Origin of the sequence: Stenotrophomonas sp. 278 (assembly GCF_003935715.1) — a bacterium.
Taxonomy (GTDB): Bacteria; Pseudomonadota; Gammaproteobacteria; order Xanthomonadales; family Xanthomonadaceae; genus Stenotrophomonas; species Stenotrophomonas maltophilia_AH.
On the sequence record NZ_RHPP01000082.1, the window covers coordinates 1 to 19668 of the forward strand.

14 protein-coding genes and 2 tRNA genes are annotated in these 19668 nt (G+C 62.3%); 1 reads left to right on the forward strand and 15 read right to left on the reverse strand.

The genetic code is table 11. The annotated features are described in order from the left end of the window. The 4 genes from EGJ34_RS13835 to uvrB form a co-directional block, all read right to left on the reverse strand. On the reverse strand, positions 1-1434 hold a 1434-nt coding region (locus tag EGJ34_RS13835; RefSeq protein WP_260476999.1), incomplete at its 3' end, for a ComEC/Rec2 family competence protein. A 372-nt stretch (positions 1435-1806) separates the two neighbouring features. Next, entirely contained in the window at positions 1807-2349 is a 543-nt protein-coding gene (locus EGJ34_RS13840; protein WP_125361053.1) for a heat-shock protein, read from the reverse strand. 384 nt (positions 2350-2733) lie between these two features. Continuing rightward, positions 2734-2808: transfer RNA gene (locus EGJ34_RS13845), tRNA-Val, on the reverse strand. Between the two features lie 105 nt (positions 2809-2913). Continuing rightward, positions 2914-4938, reverse strand: coding sequence for an excinuclease ABC subunit UvrB (uvrB, locus tag EGJ34_RS13850; RefSeq protein ID WP_125361054.1), 2025 nt, complete (start codon positions 4936-4938; stop codon positions 2914-2916). Between the two features lie 148 nt (positions 4939-5086). Here uvrB and EGJ34_RS13855 point away from each other — a divergent pair, with 148 nt between their 5' ends. Beyond that, positions 5087-5632, forward strand: a complete 546-nt coding sequence (locus EGJ34_RS13855; protein WP_125361055.1) for a GspH/FimT family pseudopilin — start codon at positions 5087-5089, stop codon at positions 5630-5632. Positions 5633-5679: 47 nt separating this feature from the next. Here EGJ34_RS13855 and EGJ34_RS13860 read toward each other — a convergent pair. The 11 genes from EGJ34_RS13860 to EGJ34_RS13910 form a co-directional block, all read right to left on the reverse strand. Beyond that, positions 5680-5756 (reverse strand) — tRNA-Asn (locus EGJ34_RS13860). A 42-nt stretch (positions 5757-5798) separates the two neighbouring features. Then, positions 5799-6170 carry a type IV pilin protein gene (locus EGJ34_RS13865; protein WP_312023030.1) on the reverse strand — a complete coding sequence of 124 codons (372 nt, stop codon included), beginning with the start codon at positions 6168-6170 and terminating at the stop codon, positions 5799-5801. 65 nt (positions 6171-6235) lie between these two features. After that, positions 6236-9943: a PilC/PilY family type IV pilus protein gene (locus EGJ34_RS13870; protein WP_125361057.1), complete on the reverse strand. Its 3708-nt coding sequence runs from the start codon at positions 9941-9943 to the stop codon at positions 6236-6238. Positions 9944-9953: 10 nt separating this feature from the next. Beyond that, the gene (locus EGJ34_RS13875; RefSeq protein WP_125361058.1) at positions 9954-10472 is read right to left on the reverse strand and encodes a PilX N-terminal domain-containing pilus assembly protein; all 519 of its coding nucleotides are present in this window, start codon (positions 10470-10472) and stop codon (positions 9954-9956) included. A 2-nt stretch (positions 10473-10474) separates the two neighbouring features. After that, complete coding sequence (locus tag EGJ34_RS13880; protein ID WP_125361059.1) at positions 10475-11620, reverse strand: PilW family protein; 1146 nt, start codon at positions 11618-11620, stop codon at positions 10475-10477. 11 nt (positions 11621-11631) lie between these two features. Then, positions 11632-12108 (reverse strand): type IV pilus modification protein PilV, encoded by a 477-nt coding sequence (gene pilV / locus EGJ34_RS13885; protein ID WP_260477000.1) that lies wholly within the window; start codon positions 12106-12108, stop codon positions 11632-11634. Further along, positions 12105-12617, reverse strand: a complete 513-nt coding sequence (locus EGJ34_RS13890) for a GspH/FimT family pseudopilin (protein WP_125361061.1) — start codon at positions 12615-12617, stop codon at positions 12105-12107. Before EGJ34_RS13890 ends, pilV begins: the two co-directional genes overlap by 4 nt. A 138-nt stretch (positions 12618-12755) precedes the next feature. Beyond that, a complete protein-coding gene (gene ppnN / locus EGJ34_RS13895) occupies positions 12756-14144 on the reverse strand; it encodes a nucleotide 5'-monophosphate nucleosidase PpnN (protein WP_125361062.1) in 1389 nt (462 codons plus the stop codon). A 411-nt stretch (positions 14145-14555) separates the two neighbouring features. Next, the gene (locus EGJ34_RS13900; protein ID WP_125361063.1) at positions 14556-15014 is read right to left on the reverse strand and encodes a hypothetical protein; all 459 of its coding nucleotides are present in this window, start codon (positions 15012-15014) and stop codon (positions 14556-14558) included. Positions 15015-15043: 29 nt separating this feature from the next. After that, a complete protein-coding gene (locus tag EGJ34_RS13905; protein WP_260477001.1) occupies positions 15044-15793 on the reverse strand; it encodes a Fic family protein in 750 nt (249 codons plus the stop codon). A gap of 148 nt (positions 15794-15941) precedes the next feature. Then, positions 15942-19190: a carboxypeptidase regulatory-like domain-containing protein gene (locus EGJ34_RS13910; RefSeq protein WP_125361065.1), complete on the reverse strand. Its 3249-nt coding sequence runs from the start codon at positions 19188-19190 to the stop codon at positions 15942-15944. Positions 19191-19668: the final 478 nt, after the last annotated feature.

Here is a 19668-nt window from a genome sequence, read left to right on the forward strand (position 1 = left end):
CGGCAGCGCCCACACCGGGGCCTGCGGGATCCACCACGGGGCCCAGGGTTGCGCCGCCACCTGGCCGAACAGCCACCAGCTGACCTGGAAACACCAACCCGCCAGCTGCCATGGCCAGCGCCCCGCGCCGTCGACCAGCGCTTCCAGCGCGGTGCCGAGCAAGGCCAACGGCACCACCCCGAGGCTCCACCAGGGAATGGCCAGCAGGTTGACCAGCGGACCGGCCCGTGAAGCCTGCCCGAACAAGGCCACGGTGAGTGGCAGCAGGGCCAAGGTCGCCACCCATTGCGCGGCCAGGAACTCGCGCAGGCGGTGTCGGCCCAGATCGGGCAGGCACCACAGCAGCCACAGCACACCGCCGAAACTGAGCCAGAACCCGGGGGCCAGCACCGACAACGGGTCGAACCCCAGAACCGCCCAGCTCGCCAGTGCCAGCGCCTGTCCTGGTGTAGCCGGCCGGCGGCTGCAGCGCGCCGCGCACGCCACGGACACCATCAGCACGGTGCGCACGGTCGGCAGCGCGAAGCCTGCGGCGGCTGCATACAGGAGTGCGCCTCCCACCGTTGCAAGCTTCACCAGCAGCGGACGCGGACAGCGCCGCCCCAGACCGGGCAGCAGCCATCCAACGCCGCCGCCCACCCAGCCGGCGGCAAAGCCGACCATCAGTACATGCGACCCGGAGATGGCCACCAGATGGGTGAGCCCGAGTGCACGCAGGTCATCCCAGTCGCGCGGACCGAGTCCACGCGTGTCGCCCACCGCCAGCGCCCGCACGAAATGACTGCTGCCGCCGTGGACCTGGGCAGTGATCGCATCCGCGATGCGCTCGCGCCAGGCCGGCAGCCCGGTCGGCGGACCCAACGGGCGTGCGGTACCCGGGGACACCACGGAACCGGTGCCGACAATGCCCTGCAGCAGCGCGTGGCGCTCGGCATCGAAGCCGCCCGGATTGCGAAGGCCCCGGGGCGGCCGCAGGCGCGCCTGCAAGGTCCAGCGCGCACCGGCTTTCAGCTGGTGGCGCGGGCGCTGATCCTCGTCAGTGCGGCCGTCGTGCCAGTTCAGGGTGAGCTCGCGCCCGCGCAGCCGTGCGGGCATCGCGGCGCTGTCCTCGACCCGGAACTGGAACCGGGTACTGCGTTCGCCGTGCCGGGGCAGGTCCACCACCCGGCCCTGCAACGTCCACGTCTGCCCGGCGTCGTCAGCCCGTAGTTGCGCGTTCAATCCCGCATGCGCGTGCAGCGCCGCCCAGCCCATGCCCAGCAGCAGCGCGCCAGCCAGTCGCGCCGGTGCAGCAAGACCGCACATCGCCGCTCCCGTCAGCAGGGCGAAGATCGCCCAGCCGTGCGGCAGCAGCACCGGTGCATGCACGACAACACACACGCCCACCACCAAGGCGGCCGCGCAGGCTTTACCAAACAGGGGAAGCGGAACCACAGGCGCAGCCGGTTGTGGACATTGCCCGCATGCTGGGGGTGCGCCGCAACTGGTTCCATCAGACGTTGCAGGCACCGGGCGTGGGAAATGGCGGAATCTGGGCTAGGTTGGTGCGCACGCGCCATCCGTTCATGTTTGTGAACAAAGTTGATCAACCTGAGCAGCGCCTAGCAGCCTTTCCAGCGCTGTAAGGCACCAACTTGCTGTCCCGCCCCCGTCGCGTTATAGTCCGCGCCGTAGGACGAAGCGACTGACCCGGTGAAATCGAGCGCTTCCCAGCGGCTAGTGCCGTAGGCATCCACGATGCCTCGCAAGTGGTCCCCGGGGTCTGAGTATTGAAAAGGGCGCTTCGGCGCCCTTTTCTTTTGTCTGTTACCGCCGCCGCTTCTTTGGCTTCTTCGGGTTGGACAAGTACGCCTCGCCGCAGACCAGAACGAAAGGCCGCCAGCTACCAGTCGTTGTCGGGGCGTTGCGCGTCTCCGGATACGCGCTTTCCACGATCACATCGATGTCCTGCCAGTTGCGCTTCTCCTTGGGGCTGCGCTTGACCGTCAGAAACAAGTGGTACGGCCCACTTGGGTTCTCAATCGTCAGTGTGTAGATCCAGGTCGTCTCATGCGCAGCAAGGATGACCTTTTTGTCCGGTAGCGACCGGATCACATCTGGCAGGTTGTGCGAAAGCCCATATCTTGTGGGACAGAAGGTCCTCATCTTCGAACCGTCCCACAGCACGGCATCGCCATCTGGATGCGGGATTTCCCCGTACTTGGCGCTGAAACAGTGATTGGTGAAGGTAACTGATGCCCGTAGAGGCTTCCCTACCTTCTCACTTTGGATGATGAGGGTGAAAGGCTCCAAGTGCGATAGATCGACCTGCTGCCCACCCGCCCAGACGGGACCGAAATAACTGATCAATGCCTCCCCCTAAGGACCGTCCTGTGCCTTCGGCTTGATCGATGTTATCGATTTCGGGATGCGATCCATGCGGCGCGCAGCGCCTGCGCATCGACCAATGCATGATGTCCTCCGGCGAGCACGCTCGCACGGGCTGTCCTGGACCACACCTCGAAGCTGGCGCGGATGACGCTGTTGGCCAGGACTTGGAATTCCACCTCACGCACACGAGATTCGACCCGGCCAAGGCTGGCCCGGTTCGCCAAGTACTTAGGGAGATCGTTGAGGATTTCGCGAAGGACGTCCCGAAACTGCGCGCCCTATCAAGGGTCACTACGGGGTCACATTGCGTGACCCTTGGGACTACGGAAACCACCCTAATCCTAAATACCGCTGGACTTGGAGTGGTGGGCGGTACAGGGTTCGAACCTGTGACCCCTACCATGTCAAGGTAGTGCTCTACCGCTGAGCTAACCGCCCGATTTCTCGCTGCGTCAGCGCGTTTGCGCCGGTGCAGGCCGCGTATATTACGGATGCACCGGGGCGAGCGCAACACTTTTGTGAAGGAAGTTCGCACATTGGCATTCAGCCAAGGCTGGCCTCCTTCAACTGGCGGATCTGGTCGCGCACACGCGCTGCATCTTCGAACTCCAGGTCGCGGGCGTGCTGGTACATCTTCTGCTCCAGCTGCTGCAGCTTTTTGGCGATCTGTGCCGGCTCCAGCGTGCGGTAATCCACCGCCTCCTCTGCCACACGACTGCCCTTGCCTTTGCCCTTGCCACGCGACTCCTTCTCGGCCGCGTCGGAGCGTGCGCCTTCGAGCACGTCCACGATCGGGCGCGCCACCGAGCGCGGGACGATCCCATGCGCTTCGTTGAACTCCACCTGTTTGGTGCGGCGACGATCGGTTTCGTCAATGGCCGCCTGCATCGAACGGGTCATGCGGTCCGCATACAGGATCGCCTTGCCGCGCAGATTCCGGGCAGCGCGGCCGATGGTCTGGATCAGCGAGCCGGTGGAGCGCAGGAAGCCTTCCTTGTCCGCATCCAGGATCGCCACCAGCGATACTTCCGGCATGTCCAGGCCTTCGCGCAGCAGGTTGATGCCCACCAGCACATCGAACTTGCCCAGGCGCAGGTCGCGGATGATCTCCACGCGCTCCACCGTGTCGATGTCCGAATGCAGATAGCGCACCCGGATGCCGTGTTCGGTCAGGTATTCGGTCAGGTTCTCGGCCATGCGCTTGGTCAGCGTGGTCACCAGCACGCGGTCGCCGAGCTTGATCCGCTCGTTGACCTCGCTCATCAGGTCGTCGACCTGGGTCGCCACCGGGCGAATCTCGACCACCGGGTCGATCAGACCGGTCGGGCGCACCACCAGCTCGGTGATTTCATCGCCCGCCTCGCGTAACTCATACGGGCCGGGCGTGGCCGAAACGTAGATGCTGCGCGGGCAGCGCGCCTCCCATTCCTCGAAACGCAGCGGCCGGTTGTCCAGCGCCGATGGCAGCCGGAAGCCGAACTCCACCAGCGTTTCCTTGCGCGAACGGTCGCCTTTGAACATGGCACCGATCTGCGGAATGGTCACGTGCGATTCGTCGATGACCAGCAGCGCGTCCGGCGGCAGGTAGTCGAACAGGGTCGGCGGCGGCTCTCCCGCCGACTTGCCGGTCAGGTGCCGCGAGTAGTTTTCGATGCCGTTGCAGTAGCCCACCTCGGCCATCATTTCCAGGTCGAACTGGGTGCGCTGCGCCAGCCGCTGCGCTTCCACCAGCTTGTTCTCGGCATACAGCTGCTCCAGCCGTTCCTTGAGCTCGACCTTGATGGTTTCCACCGCCGCCAGCACGCGCTCACGGGTGGTGGCGTAGTGGGTTTTGGGATACACCGTGTAGCGCTGCAGCCTGCGCAGGCTTTCGCCGGTGAGCGGGTCGAACATGCTGATCTGCTCGACCTCGCCGTCGAACAGCTCGATGCGCACGGCTTCACTGTCCGATTCCGCCGGGAACACGTCGATCACTTCGCCGCGCACGCGGAAGCTGCCGCGCTGCAGTTCGTACTCGTTGCGGGTGTACTGCAGCTGGGTGAGATGGTTGATCAGGTCGCGCTGGTCGATGCGCTCGCCGGTAGACAGGATCAGCCGCAACGACAGGTAGTCTTCCGGCGCACCCAGGCCGTAGATCGCCGACACGGTGGCGACCACGATGGCATCCGGCCGCGACAACAGGGTCTTGGTCGCGGCCAGCCGCATCTGCTCGATGTGCTCGTTGATCGAACTGTCCTTCTCGATGAAGGTGTCCGACGAGGGCACGTAGGCCTCGGGCTGGTAGTAGTCGTAATAGCTGACGAAGTATTCCACCGCGTTGTGCGGGAAGAACGCTTTGAACTCGCCGTACAGCTGCGCGGCCAGGGTCTTGTTCGGGGCCATGATCAGCGTTGGCTTCTGCACCTGCTGGATCACGTTGGCGATGGTGTAGGTCTTGCCCGAGCCGGTCACGCCGAGCAGGGTCTGCTTGGCCACACCGGACTCGAAATTGGCGGTGAGCTTTTCGATCGCCGCCGGCTGGTCGCCGGCCGGCGAGTACGGAGAGACAAGTTCGAAGCGGTCGCTCATGGTGCTGCCAGTACCCGGGTTCCCCAGTATACCGGGGGCAATGGTGACGGCCGGTTGAGGAAGAGCCTGACCATACGGGGGGTGGCTGGCCGATGTTCAGTTCCGGCCATCGCCCGCACGGTGGAGGTTTCCGCCGAGCGCCGCCGCCATGCCTGACCGAAGCCCCGCCCTTCCCTCCCGTCCCGCCGCCGGCTGGACCCTGCTGGAGCTGAGCACCGTACTGGCCGTGGTGGCACTGGTGTGCCTGCTGGCGTTGCCGGCGCTGGACGGCGCGGTGACCCGCTGGCGGGCGGACATGCTGAGAATGCAGATGGTCACCGCGTTCAACATGGCGCGAAATACCGCGATCACCCGCTTCCAGCCTATCGCGGTCTGCGCCAGCCAGGACGGCAGGCGCTGTGGCGAGGACTGGAGCCAGGGCTGGCTGATCCACCACGACCACGGCCCGGAGCTGATACCGGTCACCGACGGGGACATCCTGCGTTTCGTGCCGGCTTCGACCGCCAACGGCGTGCGTGCGGTCGCCAGCGCTGGCCGCCGCCGACTTCGCTTCCAGCGCGATGGGCGCAGCAGCGGCAGCACCCTGACCGTGGACATCTGCGCCGGCGACACCCTGCACAGCCAGGTGATCGTCAACAATGTCGGGCGCACCCGCGCGCAACGGGTGCCGCATGTTCAGCCCTGCCCGCACTGAGCGCAAACAAAAAGCCCCGCATCGCTGCGAGGCTTTTCATCAGAACTTGGCGCCCGAAGTTGGACTCGAACCAACGACCCCCTGATTAACAGTCAAGTGCTCTAACCGGCTGAGCTATTCGGGCGGGGACGCAAATTCTAGACGCTCACATCGGGGCTTGCAAGGGTTACCAGCATTCCTGCGCCGAGGTGTTGGCCGGGGTCTTCACCCCGGCCTGGTTGATCGTCAGCGTGCCGCAGGGATCCTTGGCCTGGTCACCTCGTGGCGTCGCCGTAATGGTGAACGTGGTGGCAGCGGGAGCGATGGTGACGGTATAGAACGCCGTCCCACCGTCGCGCGGCGACTGGATCGTGGTGCTGTTGTTCTCGACGAAGCGGAAGTTGGCGTAGCTGTTGTTGATGGTGTGCTGCCGCTCGGCGCGCTGGGCGTACTCGACCAGTTCAGCCTTGGCGGCGGCACGCTTGGACTTGCGCACCTGGGCCGTGTAGGACGGATAGGCGATGGAGGCCAACACCGCGATCACCGCCACGGTGATCATCAGCTCGATGAGGGTGAAGCCTCCCGCCTTTTGGGTGCGCAATGCGTTCAGAGAGAAAGGCGTGCTCACTGGATCTGTCTCCACGATTGACGGCCACATGCATAGGGAAGATACAACGTCTGCGTTCCCACCTTGTGCACCTTCCAGCATGCAACTGGGGGCGGCGTAGGTGGAGCGCTACCCGGGGGACCAAGTTCCGGCGGGCGCTGACGCGGCAGGGCAAACGGCGGATTATTTGTAACAGGCCCGCCATTAGCGGTGTCGTATTTAAGACTAGACGTACCACCGCCAAGCTGGTTGTTGGTCATCGAGTTGACATAAGCCAGGCCCAATGCGCCATTGCCGGTGAGCGCTTCAAATCCGTTGAACCAGTTCGTACCTGACGTCGAACAACCGGCGTTACCTGCCTGGGGCACGTAAGTGGACATCGTCAGTGTACCGTCATCCAGATTTGGAATGCCGACGAACCGCTCGCCCGCAGGCAGATCTGTGTACCAGCCTCGGGAGCCTGAGACGACCGTGCTTACCGCTGCGGTTCTCTCATTGCCAACCTGAGAAAGCGTGACGACATTCAGATTCGAACGGCTCAGCTTCGTCGTCACAACAGCCCCAGATACATCATTGACCGCGTAGATGCTCTGCACGGAGGTATCTGCCTGGTCCCCTACGAAGGAGAAGCTACCCGTACCGAAGTACAGCATCACGCCACCATTGGTGCCGGTGCCAACGGTCAACCCACCCGTAATCGGCTGACGCTGGGTCTGGCCAGCTTCGGTATACGAACGCGTAGTAAAGAGGGGCGTGGAAAGATTCGCCGGGGTGCGCAGGTCGAACTTCCAGATGGCACCCTTCTGGTCCGCAGCGTAGACCGTGTCGGCGTACCCGTCGCGTGTACGCATTGCCTGACCAGTACCGCCCCAACGATCCAGCACCACCACGCTCGCCAATCCGTTACTTCCGGCCGGAACGCCAGTACCACCCTCAACCGCCTCGCTCATGGTGACCGCACCGGACTCAATGTCGACCACGAAAAGGACGGCCTTGCCACTGGCGCTATTGAATCCGTTGCCAAAAACAGCTTTCCATGAGGGAACACCTGCAGCACTCAACACCGGCACGATCACCGGCTTGCCAAGCACATGGCCAATGTTCGCCCTTACTGTCGGTGAAAGATTGGTGTCGACGTCACTAATTTCCCACAGCTTGCTGCCTGCACTAAAAGTACTTCCCTGAGTCACGTCAAGCGCGAACACACTGCGCCCGCCTGCCCCTGAAGCCCCTACCAACGTAGTGTGCCAAGCATTACCGTAGAAACTGTCGCTCACCGTTATCTGCCCGTCCACGAAGTATCTGTGGTCGAACTTCTGATCGTTCTTGTTGCTGCTGTCATAGGGGAAGAGCAGGTTTCCCATATGCCCCAACGCGGTTCCGGGGACATAAGCGAATGCCTCGGTGCCCCCTCCGGCCACCACGGTACCGGTCGCGTCAAGCCCGCCATTGAAAGCGTGCAGCATGCCGTCGTTGGCGCCGACATACACCATGTAGCGACCCGTTGAGAGCTTGTTGGCAAGATAGGTCTGATAGCTGGTTGCCAGGGTGCCGCCGAGACCACGGTAGCCGTTATCGTCGCGCGGAGAGCTAATAACGGGTGAAGAGTTCACGATGTCGCCCAAGCGCGTAGTGCGATCACGCAGCCGACCGCTGTTCCGCTTCTCTCCGCTCGCGTCACCGCGCAGGTACCCCACAGCCGTGGCAGCATTGACACCAAGTGCGGTCAACTCTGCGGCAGTGCAACGTGACATGCCCGGATAGAGCGCTGCAGATTTGGTGCACAGATCATCAAGCGTAACGTTGTTTCCATTGAACTCGCGGGTAGCACCATTCTTGGTGAAGAAAACTCGACGCGACGTAGCAGACTGGAGCTGTGCACTTGCCTCCCAGAATGAAGTCTCGACAAGCAGGTTGGTCACAGGGTCTACTGAATAACGCGTTGCATTCAGACGGCTGAACCAGTCGGTACCTTCATTGGCGATTTCATACGATGCAGTCGCCGTCAGCGAACCCGTGCCGATACGCGCGCCACTGGCACCGGAACCGCCTGCCGGCGCGGCTCCTGAGGTCACCGACGAAAGCACGCGTCGCATGGCGCTGGTAATGTCGGCCGGCGTCCGTGCATTGATGTACTCACCGCGGGTGTTCACGGTTGCGTGCCAGATGTCGTCGACGGTACTACGCTGATCGTCCTGACGAGGCGGCCAGTTGCCGTAAATCGACGCATCGGCATAAGGGTCCTGATCCAGATCAGGGTCGAAAAGGTTACCGCGCGCCCCCAGCGTCACCCCATAGAAATTGAGATGAAGATTGGTCTGGCAGTCAAGACGCTTGTCCGGGTTGCCGCTTTTGCATGCAGAAACCACCGGCACCTGACCAGCAGCCAGATCTGGACGCAACGGCGGCTGCGATCCGTTGTTGACATAGTACTGGGATACGATATCGGCCATGGTGCTGGAATTGCCGTCAGAGAACGGAATCCCCATGTTGGCGTCATTGTTTCCAACGGTCGGACCGCCACCATTACTGAAGCCGTCGGTGAACAGCATCACCGCGTTCTTCTGACAGGCCAACTGAATCGGCGAACCCGAATCAGTACGGGTGAACTGGAGAGCCGCCGCATTCACGGCCTGCCGGTTAGGCGTACCACCGCTCGCAGTTAGCGCAATCATGTCGGTATACAACGCAAGCTTATCGGCCTGGGTCGCCATATCGCGCATGGTCAGACGCTTGCCCGCATTGGTACCGCTGTCATAGCTGCCGTTCTGGTTGATGCGGAAATAGCCGACGCGCAGGTTGTTGACGCTGGCCAACGACCGCGTCATACCGGCGATCATCGCGCGGTTGCGGTTGCCGTAATACGAGTACCAGTTCGCGAAATTCTGCAAAGCAGCGGTGTTGGTAGCGGCAATGGTGTACTTCCACATGGTGCAGCCGGTGCCACAGGCGTTGCTGACCTTGGTCCGGGCCACGCCGTTGTAGGTGTTGGTGCCACCTTCCATCTGCGGGTAGGCATCGTTGTCGGCCACCCACTTCACGTAGAACGTAGCCGGCCAGTACTGCATGTATACCGTGGCCGCGCCGCTGTTCCAGGTGTAGTCGGTGTTGAACTGGTAATTCTGGTTGTTGTAACGGAAGAACGTGTTGGCGGGAATTACCATGCCGTTCTGCATGCGGAAGCTGTCCGCGCCTGCGGTGCTGTAGTAATTGCTTGCCAGCGCCACCGTATCGCCGTTACGCGGATCAGTGCGCGTATTGCCGGTGTTGGCATCGCCGTAACTGGCCCCGGCACCGTTGATCCACGGCTCGTACTTCACGGTGGGGTTGAAATACGTGGGATTGTATTCAGACGACCGCGCGAACCCCAGCGAATCAATCGGCGGAATGCCGTAGTAGTTGTTGATGCGCGTGCCCGGCAGGACGTAGAAGTAGTCGCAGTTGCCGGAGGTATACAGCTGACCATTGGCGTCAAAGAAACTGCGTCGGTTCGTGTTCCAGCAGCCTTCACCGTCCATGCCCGGGAACTGGGTCTGGAAGGTCATCGAGCCGGAGTCGTCTACCGCCATGATGAACGCCGGCGGCGTCTGCACCTGGTTGTTCAACGGTGCCTGGGCCAACACGCCCTGCCCCTGCGCGGCAATCAGGCTGTAGCCGACCAAGGCCAAACCAGCTGCTGCCACCGTCGAACCGGCGGCCGTCCACTTGAATCTGCGCGATGCCATGGCCGAGTCCTCAAAGCTTGAAAATAGTGTCAATCACCGACGACGAGGTCGGGTTGGCCGGGTCGTCGGCGGCGTACGCGGTGATCTGGAAAGTTGCGGTGGGCTTGTCGGTCGTCTGCCCCATGTCCAGAGCGCTGCCACCTGGGCCACCGCACTGGTCGATCTGACGCACCTTTACCGCTGGAACTGCCGAAGTTACCTGCGCACGGCCCCACGTGACAGGATCAAACCCGTCCTCGCAGTTCTGCCCTACGCTACCAGCATTGACCAGACTACCCGCAGGCACTTCGCTCAGGTTGGCAATGGCCTCGACGGCGGTTTCCGTGCTGCGCACCACCGCCTCGGTGTTCTGGAAGGACCGGTTGGCGGCCCGATAATTCGCGGCCATTTTTTCCTGCATGCCAGCCACCTGCATCCCGGCCACGCCGAGCAGAGCCAGCAGCAGCAGCATGATCAACGCGACATAAAGAACCGCGCCACGCTGGTGGCGCAACGAGGGGGGACGTCGAGAAAGTTTTGGAGATTTCATGATCAGTTCCCGAACAGGCGATTACGCAGGGCAACACTGACTTCATAGGAGGTGCGATAGCGTCCGTCCGTAACAGCATCCTGGTTGTAGCTCACTCCCAGCACTCCCAGTTCCGCCGCGGCGTCGGTCGGGCGCGAGCCCGCATTGGTGCCAATTCGGTCAGCACTGCGCGCGACGACGCCAACCTGCACCATGCCGACGCGTCGCCATTGATTGGCACCTGCTGCATTGGTAGCGGTCGTGACCGATGACGCGACGTTCTGCACCGTGACGTTTCCAATCGGCGGGGTAGCTTTCGTAATATTGGTCCTGGTATCCAGACCATAGATCAGCTGAAGATTCTCAATTCCTTCCACGAGTTCTTCGTTGATGGAATATGCGCCGGTAGAATCTGCACGAGCGCGACGCAATCCGGGACCGCTCGCACCATTGCCAATGTAATACACCATGGATTCTGCACGATACAGCATGGTCGGGGCGGGCTGAGGCGAGTACGGACTGAAGTCAACCCCATTTCCCGTCACCTGACCGGTCGAGGCGACACCTGCGAAGATGTCAACCGATTCACAGTCAGCGATGCCGAACAGCGTCGGAGTGGCCACGCCACCTTCAGTCAGGCGGGACCAGCGTGCGGCATCAACCGAAAGGACCTGACCGCTGATGGCGTTTACCGGTACGCCTTCTGCTGCGAGGTAGCGCAGTACCAGAATGTCGCTACCTGGCAGCGGTGCCGGGGACAGTCCGCTGATCGTAGCAGGCAGACCCGCCGGAATGCTTCCGCCGCCCACTGCCAGCGAATTGGTGGGTGCCGTACCGGCAGCTTCATACCCCTGAATCGAAACGCTGAAGTCCAGCGGACTACCACTGCCCACCACTGCTGCAAGATTGTTGCGTGGCAGGCCGAGACCCTTTACGAAATGCGACTGGTCATTCACGCATCCCATATGCCCGGCCATACGGATGTCACGCTCCAGGAATTCCAGCGCGAAGCGCCCGTTTTCCTGGGCGCGCGCCACGCCCTCCGAAAGTCGCGAGGCCGAATGCGAGGCGATGAAGACCTGGGTGATGCCCAGCATCAGGATCAAACCGATGACCAGCGCGATCATCAGTTCAACCAATGACACACCCGCCTGGTGTTTACGGAACATGCGCGAACCCTTCATAGCTGGGTGGTGATGGCGAAGGTGGTGGCGGCGGTGGGCGCGGTACGGCTCCAGCGCTCGTCCGCCCAGCTGATCGAGATGTTGGCGATGCCGTTGTTGACGGTGACGGTCGCCGAGGCATTGTCTCCCAGTGCCTTCACCACTTGGCACTGCCAACGGGTGACGTTCTGGGCGATGGTCACGCCATTGATGTCACGACCGCAGACCCCTGCAGCCGTGCGCGAACCCGACGCGAAGGTGGCATTGCTGTACCACGCAGACTGGTAGCGGTTGCTACGCATCTGCTCGCTGAGGTCGTAGGCCAGATTGGTCGCCTGGGTACGGTAGTTGGCACTCTGCACATAGCGGACGTTCATGGTCTGCAGCAGCGCGAAGCCCAGCAGGCCGAAGGCCAGGATGACCACCGCGATCAGCACTTCGAGCAGGCTGAAGCCGCGCTGCGCACCACGGGGACGGTAGGGTTTGCGGATCACTGGCAGGCTCCCTTCACGGTGTTGACTTGACCGGATGCGTTGATGGTCAAGGTGCTGCGTAATTCCTGGCTGCCGCATTTGATCGGCTGCAGCGTGACCACCTGGTTGGCAGCGGCGCGGCGGCGGCCGCGGGCATCGAAGGCGACCAGCGTCGCCGGGCCCGTCACGTTCATGGCACTGTTGACCGCACTGAAGCGCAGCACGGTCTCGCCGCTGGAGAACGCACCGTCACCGTTGCTGTCGCTGAAGGCGAGCATGCCGCGCCCCCACTGCCCGTCGCAGCTGGAACCGGTGCTGCTGCCACAGACGCCGCCACCGCGGTTGTTGCGGATGGCGTCGCTGCGGGCCAGGTTGACCAGGCCGATCAGCTCGTTGTGAGCGGTGGCCGCCCGGCTGGAGCGGATGGTGTTCTGGAAGCTCGGAAAGGCAATAGCTGCCACCACCGACATGACAACGACGGTGACCATCAGCTCGATCAGTGTGAAGCCCTTGGACAGGCGCAAAGACATGGGACGCTCCCCAGCGTGATGGCATGGACAATGAACGCCCCACCGCCGGGCGGCAAGGGGCAGGAGGACGAACGGTCGCCCGGGGGCGACGGGCGTCAATGCCTTGACGCCCGCCCTGCCCTGCCCGGCCGGCTCAGGTCAGGCCAGCACCCGGTAGCACGGCTGGTACTCGCCGGAGATCTTCATCCGGCGCTGCTCGACGAAGGCGCGCAGCAGCGCGTCCAGGGCCTGCATCATGTCCGGGTCGCCGTGGATCTCGAACGGTCCGAACTGCTCGATGCGGCGCATGCCGTCTTCCTTCACGTTGCCGGCGACGATGCCGGAGAAGGCCCGGCGCAGGTCGGCCGCCAGCGCGTGCGGCGGGCGCCCGTGGTGCAGGTCCAGCGCGGCCATTGCCTCGTGGGTCGGCACGAACGGCTGCTGGTACTCCCACGGAATCTCGATCGACCAGTTGAAGAAGAACGAGTCCTTCTGGGCCAGGCGGTGCTCGCGCACGCGCTTGATCCCGGCCGACATCTGCCGGGCCACCGCCACCGGATCGCCGATGATGATCTGGTAGCGCTCGGCGGCCGCGTCGCCCAGGGTCAGGCGGATGAAGCGGTCGATCTGCTCGAAATACGGCGCTGCCACGGTCGGGCCGGTCAGGATCAGCGGGAACGGCAGGTCCTTGTTCTCTTCGCGCAGCAGGATGCCGAGCAGGTACAGGATCTCTTCGGCGGTGCCGACGCCACCGGCGAACACGATGATGCCGTGGCCGATGCGGACGAAGGCCTCCAGGCGCTTCTCGATGTCCGGCATGATCACCAGGTGGTTGACGATCGGGTTCGGCGACTCGGCGGCGATGATGCCCGGCTCGGTCAGGCCGATATAGCGCGTGGTGTGCTTGCGCTGCTTGGCATGGGCGATGGTGGCCCCCTTCATCGGGCCCTTCATCGCACCCGGACCGCAGCCGGTGCAGATGTCCAGCCCGCGCAGGCCCAGCTCGTAGCCGACCTGCTTGGTGTACAGGTACTCGTCGCGGCCGATGGAGTGACCGCCCCAGCAGACCACCAGGTTGGGGTCGCCCGGGTTGAGGATGCGCGCGTTGCGCAGCAGCCCGAACACCGCGTTGGTGATGCCCTCGGAGGACTCCAGCTCGGCCGCATAGGCCGGGCCCATCTCGATGGCCATGTAGGCCAGGTCGCGGACCACCGCGAACAGCAGCTCGGCCACGCCGCGGATGATCTCGCCGTCGACGAAGGCCATGGCCGGGGCGTTGACCAGGTCGATGCGGACCCCTCGGTCCTGCTGGGCGACCTGGATGTCGAAATCCGGGTACAGATCACGCGCGGCGCGCGGATCGTCCGAGGCGCTGCCGCTGGTCAGCACCGCCAGCGCGCAGCGGCGCAGCAGCTCATGCATGCCACCGCCGGAGGCATCGCGCAGGCGTGCCACCTCGGCCCGGGACAGCACATCCAGCCCACCGCGCGGGTAGATCCGCGCGTCCTGAACCGGCAGCGTGCGTGCCGGCGTTTCCGTAATCGTCATCGTCATTCTTTTTTCGCTTCCTAAGGTTGCCGACTGTAACGCTGCCCCCTTAAAAAGCAAAACGGCCGGGGGAACCCGACCGTTGGCGAGCCACAGCATACAACGCCCGTGCCCGCGGCGCACGCACCTTCGACACCACGCACCGCGTAGAGCCGGGCTTGCCCGGCTGCTGGCAGATCTGGCACCGCGCCCAGCCGGGCAAGCCCGGCTCTACGGCATTCGTGCCACCGTGAAGAACGGCCGCGTTCGCCGTACCACCCACAAAAAAACGGCAGGGTTGCCCCGGCCGTTTTCATTCACCCGTCAAGTTCGATGGATCAGAACTTGCACTTCAGGGCCAGTTGCATTGACCAGCGCGATGTAAAGGCACTCCCCCCGGCCGATCCCGCACAAAGTCACAGATGGTACCCATTACAAGTAAGCGCAGAGCCACTGGGAATCGAAGGGAGTGGGCGCAATCGGAACAGCCGCATAGGGATCAACGATCTCCCATGCCTCCTCCCCCTGATTAATGCCATATGGATAGTGATACCAAACAGACAAAACAGAGGGCGTTCCGGGGGGGGTACCCTCCGCACCGAGTTGATACCACCAGAGCCTCTCACCAATGGGAAGCGAAACGTACCACTCCAGCACCTTGGCGTAGCGCTCCTGAACCGGTGATCTGCAATCAATCTCGATAAACGTAAACTTGTCCTGCTCCGGATTCGATCCTGTCGTTGAACCACTGCCCCCGCCATTGCCCGGGCAATAGGACGGATTGCACCAGGGATCCGTATCTATCTGCGTGACGTCATTGGACGCAGAAGCCACCTGCGCACCTAGTGACATACTGAAAACGATGGTACTGATGATCACTCCGATCTTCATCTGCAACTTCCTCCAGTAGATGCCACGGGTCAACCGTAGCGGACAATCTCTTCCACAATCTTTTCGTCTTTGAGTGCCATTGCCCACTCATGGACCGCACTTACTCCATCTCGAGCCAAGGCCAAGTAGACCTCATGCGACCTCTCCAGGAAGCCGAGCATCGGCTGGAGTTGCGAATCCGCCAAGAGATTCACGGCCACGACCAATTCACTCTGGGAAACCTTTAAGTAGAGCGCCAGGAAGGACAGGTACTGACTTCCGCTATCCAGCCCCAACACCAACATGAGCGCCCGCATTGTTCTTCCGTTTCCATCTTCAAATGGGTGAAGCATTGTCATCATGTAGATGAGAAGAATGATTCGACCTTGCACATGAAGGCGATCGTGGTGCTTCTTGATATCCCTGATATGAGCCTCGACGTCTATGCGCGAGGCAATGAAAGCGCGCGGATCCTCGGACCTCCCCACCCAAACGCGGTCAATTCGGAAGTTTCCACACCTCGCAGCATCCGGCGCAGCGGCGGAATGCAGTATTCGCAACTGCGGTGCACCGAAGCCCCTCGCGGCCGCCTTTTGACAAGCCTTTGCAAACGAAGCACCGCGCCTGCACTTGAGGAATTCAGCAGGATCGGACCGACATTCCGGGCAATAGCGGAATCTACAATTCGCTACGCGAGAACAAAGCTGGTGGAATGGATCGTTTCTGTCCGCATCCGGAACGTCAATGGAAACGTGTGCACGCGATAACAATGCAAGCGATTCCGTCGGCAATCCGTACATCGCCTTCAATGGTCCACTCCACTCCCTGTGCTGCGTAAATTTATAGCATCGAGGTTGGCGTAGTTCCGGAATTCCGATCACAAAGTACGCACACAAAAAAACGGCCGGGTTTCCCCGGCCGTTTTCATGTCACGTCAAGTTCGATGAATCAGAACTTGTACTTCAGGGTCAGCTGCATCGACCAGCGCGACACACCGGTGTTGCCCTTGTCGTTGTTGTTTTCCTGGATGGACGGCTCATCAGCCCCGGTGAAGTTGTAGATGTACTTGCCGGTTGCCGGGTCGATACCCGCGTAGTTGGCCACACGAGCGGTCGAGTTGAAGCCGTAATCGTTGATGCGGCCCCACTTCTTGTTGAGCAGGTTGCCGACATTCATGATGTCCAGCGCCAGCTCACCCTTGTGCTCCTTCATGAAGCCCGGGAACTCCTGCGAAATGCGCATATCGAAGGTGTTCACGAAGCCGGTGCGGAACTCATTGGCCGGAGCAATCTGGCCCTGGTAGGCGGCCAGCTGCGGATTCTGGGCCAACCAGTCGAAGAACGACTTCTCCATCGCGGCACCGCCGGTCCACAGGACGTCGCCCGGGCCGTTCGGCACGTAGAACAGGTCGTTGAAGGCACCGGCACCCGAGGTCGAGGCGGCATCGCCGTTCATGTCGTTGTAGTAGATGTAGCTGTACGGACGACCCGAACGACCTTCATAGAACAGGCCGACGCTGGTGTTGTAGTCGCCGAAGAACGCCTTCTTCCAGTTCAGCGAGGCGGTCACGCGGTCCTTGATCGCATAGCGCGAGTCATAGGCCACGTTCTCGTTGGCGGTGCCAATGAGGGTGCTGCCCCAGTTGGAGGTGTTCTGCGAGCTGGTCAGCGGGCTGACTTCCTTCGCGGCGGTGTAGGTATACGCCAGCGACCAGCCCCAGTTTTCCATCAGCGGCTTGTTCAGGCCGACAGTGAACTGACGGCTGGAACCCTTGTCGGTGTTCCGGAGCAGCATCACGTCGCCCATGTTGCCCGGGCGATTGGCCTTGCCGCCCACGCGCTGGCCGTTCGATGCGGTCTGACCTTCCTGCACGTAGCGGTTGGCTGCGGTAGCCGGCAGGTAGCCCGCGTCGTTCCAGTACAGCTCACGACCGTCCTGGCCGATTCGGGTGTAGCTGTTGCCGTTGCCGTCCGACAGGTCCAGACGCTCGAAGTACAGCGCGTCATTGACCTTGGTGTACAGGAACTCGGCCGATGCCACGATGCCGTACCACGGCAGCTCGGTATCGAAGGCCAGGTTGGTCTTCCACACCGACGGCATCTTCAGACCCGGCTCGATGATGTCCACGTTGTCACGCGCGGTGACGCTGCCACCCGGGTAGTACGGCGGATTGACGTTCGGGGTGAAGATCGGACCCGGGTTGTTGACGGTGAATTCCTGGTAGTTGAAACCGGTGTTCTGGTAGGCACCGGCCATCCACACGTTCGGGGCCGCGCCGCCGAACAGGCCCACGCCGCCACGCAGCTGGGTCGGACGGTCGGTGTCGAAGGTGTAGTTGAAGCCGAAGCGCGGCTGCACCAGCTTGTCATCCGGCATCACGGTGTTGTCGTAGCCGTAGGTCGACATGATGCGCGGGTTGTACAGCTTCTGGTCGCTGAAGTCCGGCATGTCAACGCGCACGCCGAGCTGCAGGGTCAGGTTGTAGTTGACGGCCCAGCTGTCCTGCACGAACAGGCCAGTGTTCTTCAGCTCGTAGCGGGCCGGGACGTCGTCCAGGCTGCCACCGGGCAGCGGAGCGCGCACGATGTACTGGCTCGGGTTATTGGCTGCAAACGCGTCGAGATTGTTGAACACGTACACGCCGTTGAGATTACGGCCGTAGAAGTTCAGCAGCTCGTTCTTGGAGTAATCGAAGCCGAACTTCACGGTGTGATCGCCGACATACCAGGTACCGGCACCGAAGGCGCTCAGTTCCTTGGACTCGATGATGTTGACGTGGGTGTTCTGTTCGGTACCGAAGTACAGCGAGTTGTTTGCGGTGCCACCGAAGCCACGCACCTGGATCTGCGGCAGGTCCGACGCCGGGGTGCGGATGGCCGAGTAGTCCTTGTGACCGATCTTGAATTCGGTCGAGAAGTTCTCGGACCAGTCGCTGAACAGTTCGCCCATCCAGGATTCATAGGTCTTCGGCAGGTCATACCAGAAGCTGCTCAGCGAGACTGCGCTGTTGCTGATCTGCGGGAAGCGGGCCACGTTCTGTTCCATCTTGTTGTAACGGATGGCCGCACGGTGGTTGTCGCTGATGTTCCAGTCGATCTTCAGCGCGTATTCTTCGATTTCGGTGTTGTTCGACGGCGCGCTCAGCGAACCAGCATCGAAGCCATAGCCAGTGGCGATCTGCTGCGCACGGGCGATGTCAGCGTCGGTAATGGTGCCCTTGCCGTACGGGGTATCGGTCAGGCTGGTGCCCGGAGCCGAACGCTCCATTTTTTCGTAGTTGGCGAAGAAGAACAGCTTGTCCTTGACGATCGGGCCGCCCAGGGTCATGCCATAGGTCTTCTCGTCGTCGAAGCCGTTGAAGCGGACGCCGTCCAGTTCCTTGCGGACCATGTCCTTGTCGCGGTACGCGTAGTACACGGTGCCGCCGAAGTTGTTGGTACCCGACTTGGTCACCGCGTTGATCACCGCACCGGTACCACCGGCGATGGTGGTGTCGTAGTTGGCGATGTCGATGTTGATTTCCTGGATCGCATCCATCGACACCGGCTGACGCTCGGTCGGCAGGTTGTTGGATTCCAGGCCGAACGGATCGGCGGCGCTGATGCCGTCGATGCGGATGGCGTTGTAGCGGGTGTTCTGGCCACCGGCCGAGATCGCACCGTCGGCCTTGCTGACCTGCGAGATGCGCGGGTCGAGGCGGATGTAATCCTGGATGTTGCGGTTGACCGACGGCAGTTCGTCGATGGTTTCGCGGTTGACGTTGGTGCCGGTGCCCATCTTGTTGGCACTGAACACGTCCGAACCGCCGGCCACGGCGACAACCTGGACGGCGTCGAGGTTGGTGGCGGCAACGTCGCCGGTCAGGGCGGCGTTGATGGTGTTGACCTGATTCAGGTTCAGGTAGACGCCTTCTTCGGTCTTGGTGCCTTCACCGGGCTTGTTGATGGTGATGGTGTACGGACCACCCACGCGCAGACCGCGCGCAGCGTAACGACCCGAGGCGTCGGTGGTGGCACGGCTGACGGTGCCCGACTCGGTGTGCGTGATGGTGACTTCGGCACCGACCACAGGCGCGCCTGCGGCGGACGTGACCTGGCCGCCGACACCGGCAGAGGTGCTCTGGGCGAAGGCGGGAGCGGCAGCTAAAGCGGCCACGAGACCAAGGGTGAGCTTGGACATCCGGAGTGGGTGGGTCATTTTTGGGTAGCCTCGATGCGAGAGTGGCGATTTGCGGAGAAAAAACGCGCCCACACAGCCCCGTAAGTGGCTGAATGGACTTAGATCTGGGTTCCCTATGCCGCAGGCTGGTTTCAGCCGCAACGGTTAACACTAGATTAACACGATAGCCCGGTTATGTGACGGTTTAGCGACAACGCGCACACCATCACAACGAAATCGTGACGTTTTCTTCACATCCGCCTGTTCAGGAAATACCGGCTCCTTGCCGGCAGGGCGGAAGGTAGCGGTGGTTCATGTCAGGGTGGTGACGCCAAAGACAGCCGGTAGCGCCGGCCGTTGGCCGGCCCAGGCGACATCGTCACCGCGCGATATCCAGCACCTGTCCCCGATGTTCGGCACCCGCGGCTGAAAGCAGCAGCACCGCGGCCTCGGCACACTCGGCCGGATGCCGTGCCGCCTGGTCCTCGTCCAACGAGAACGCGCGCGCCCGCAGCGC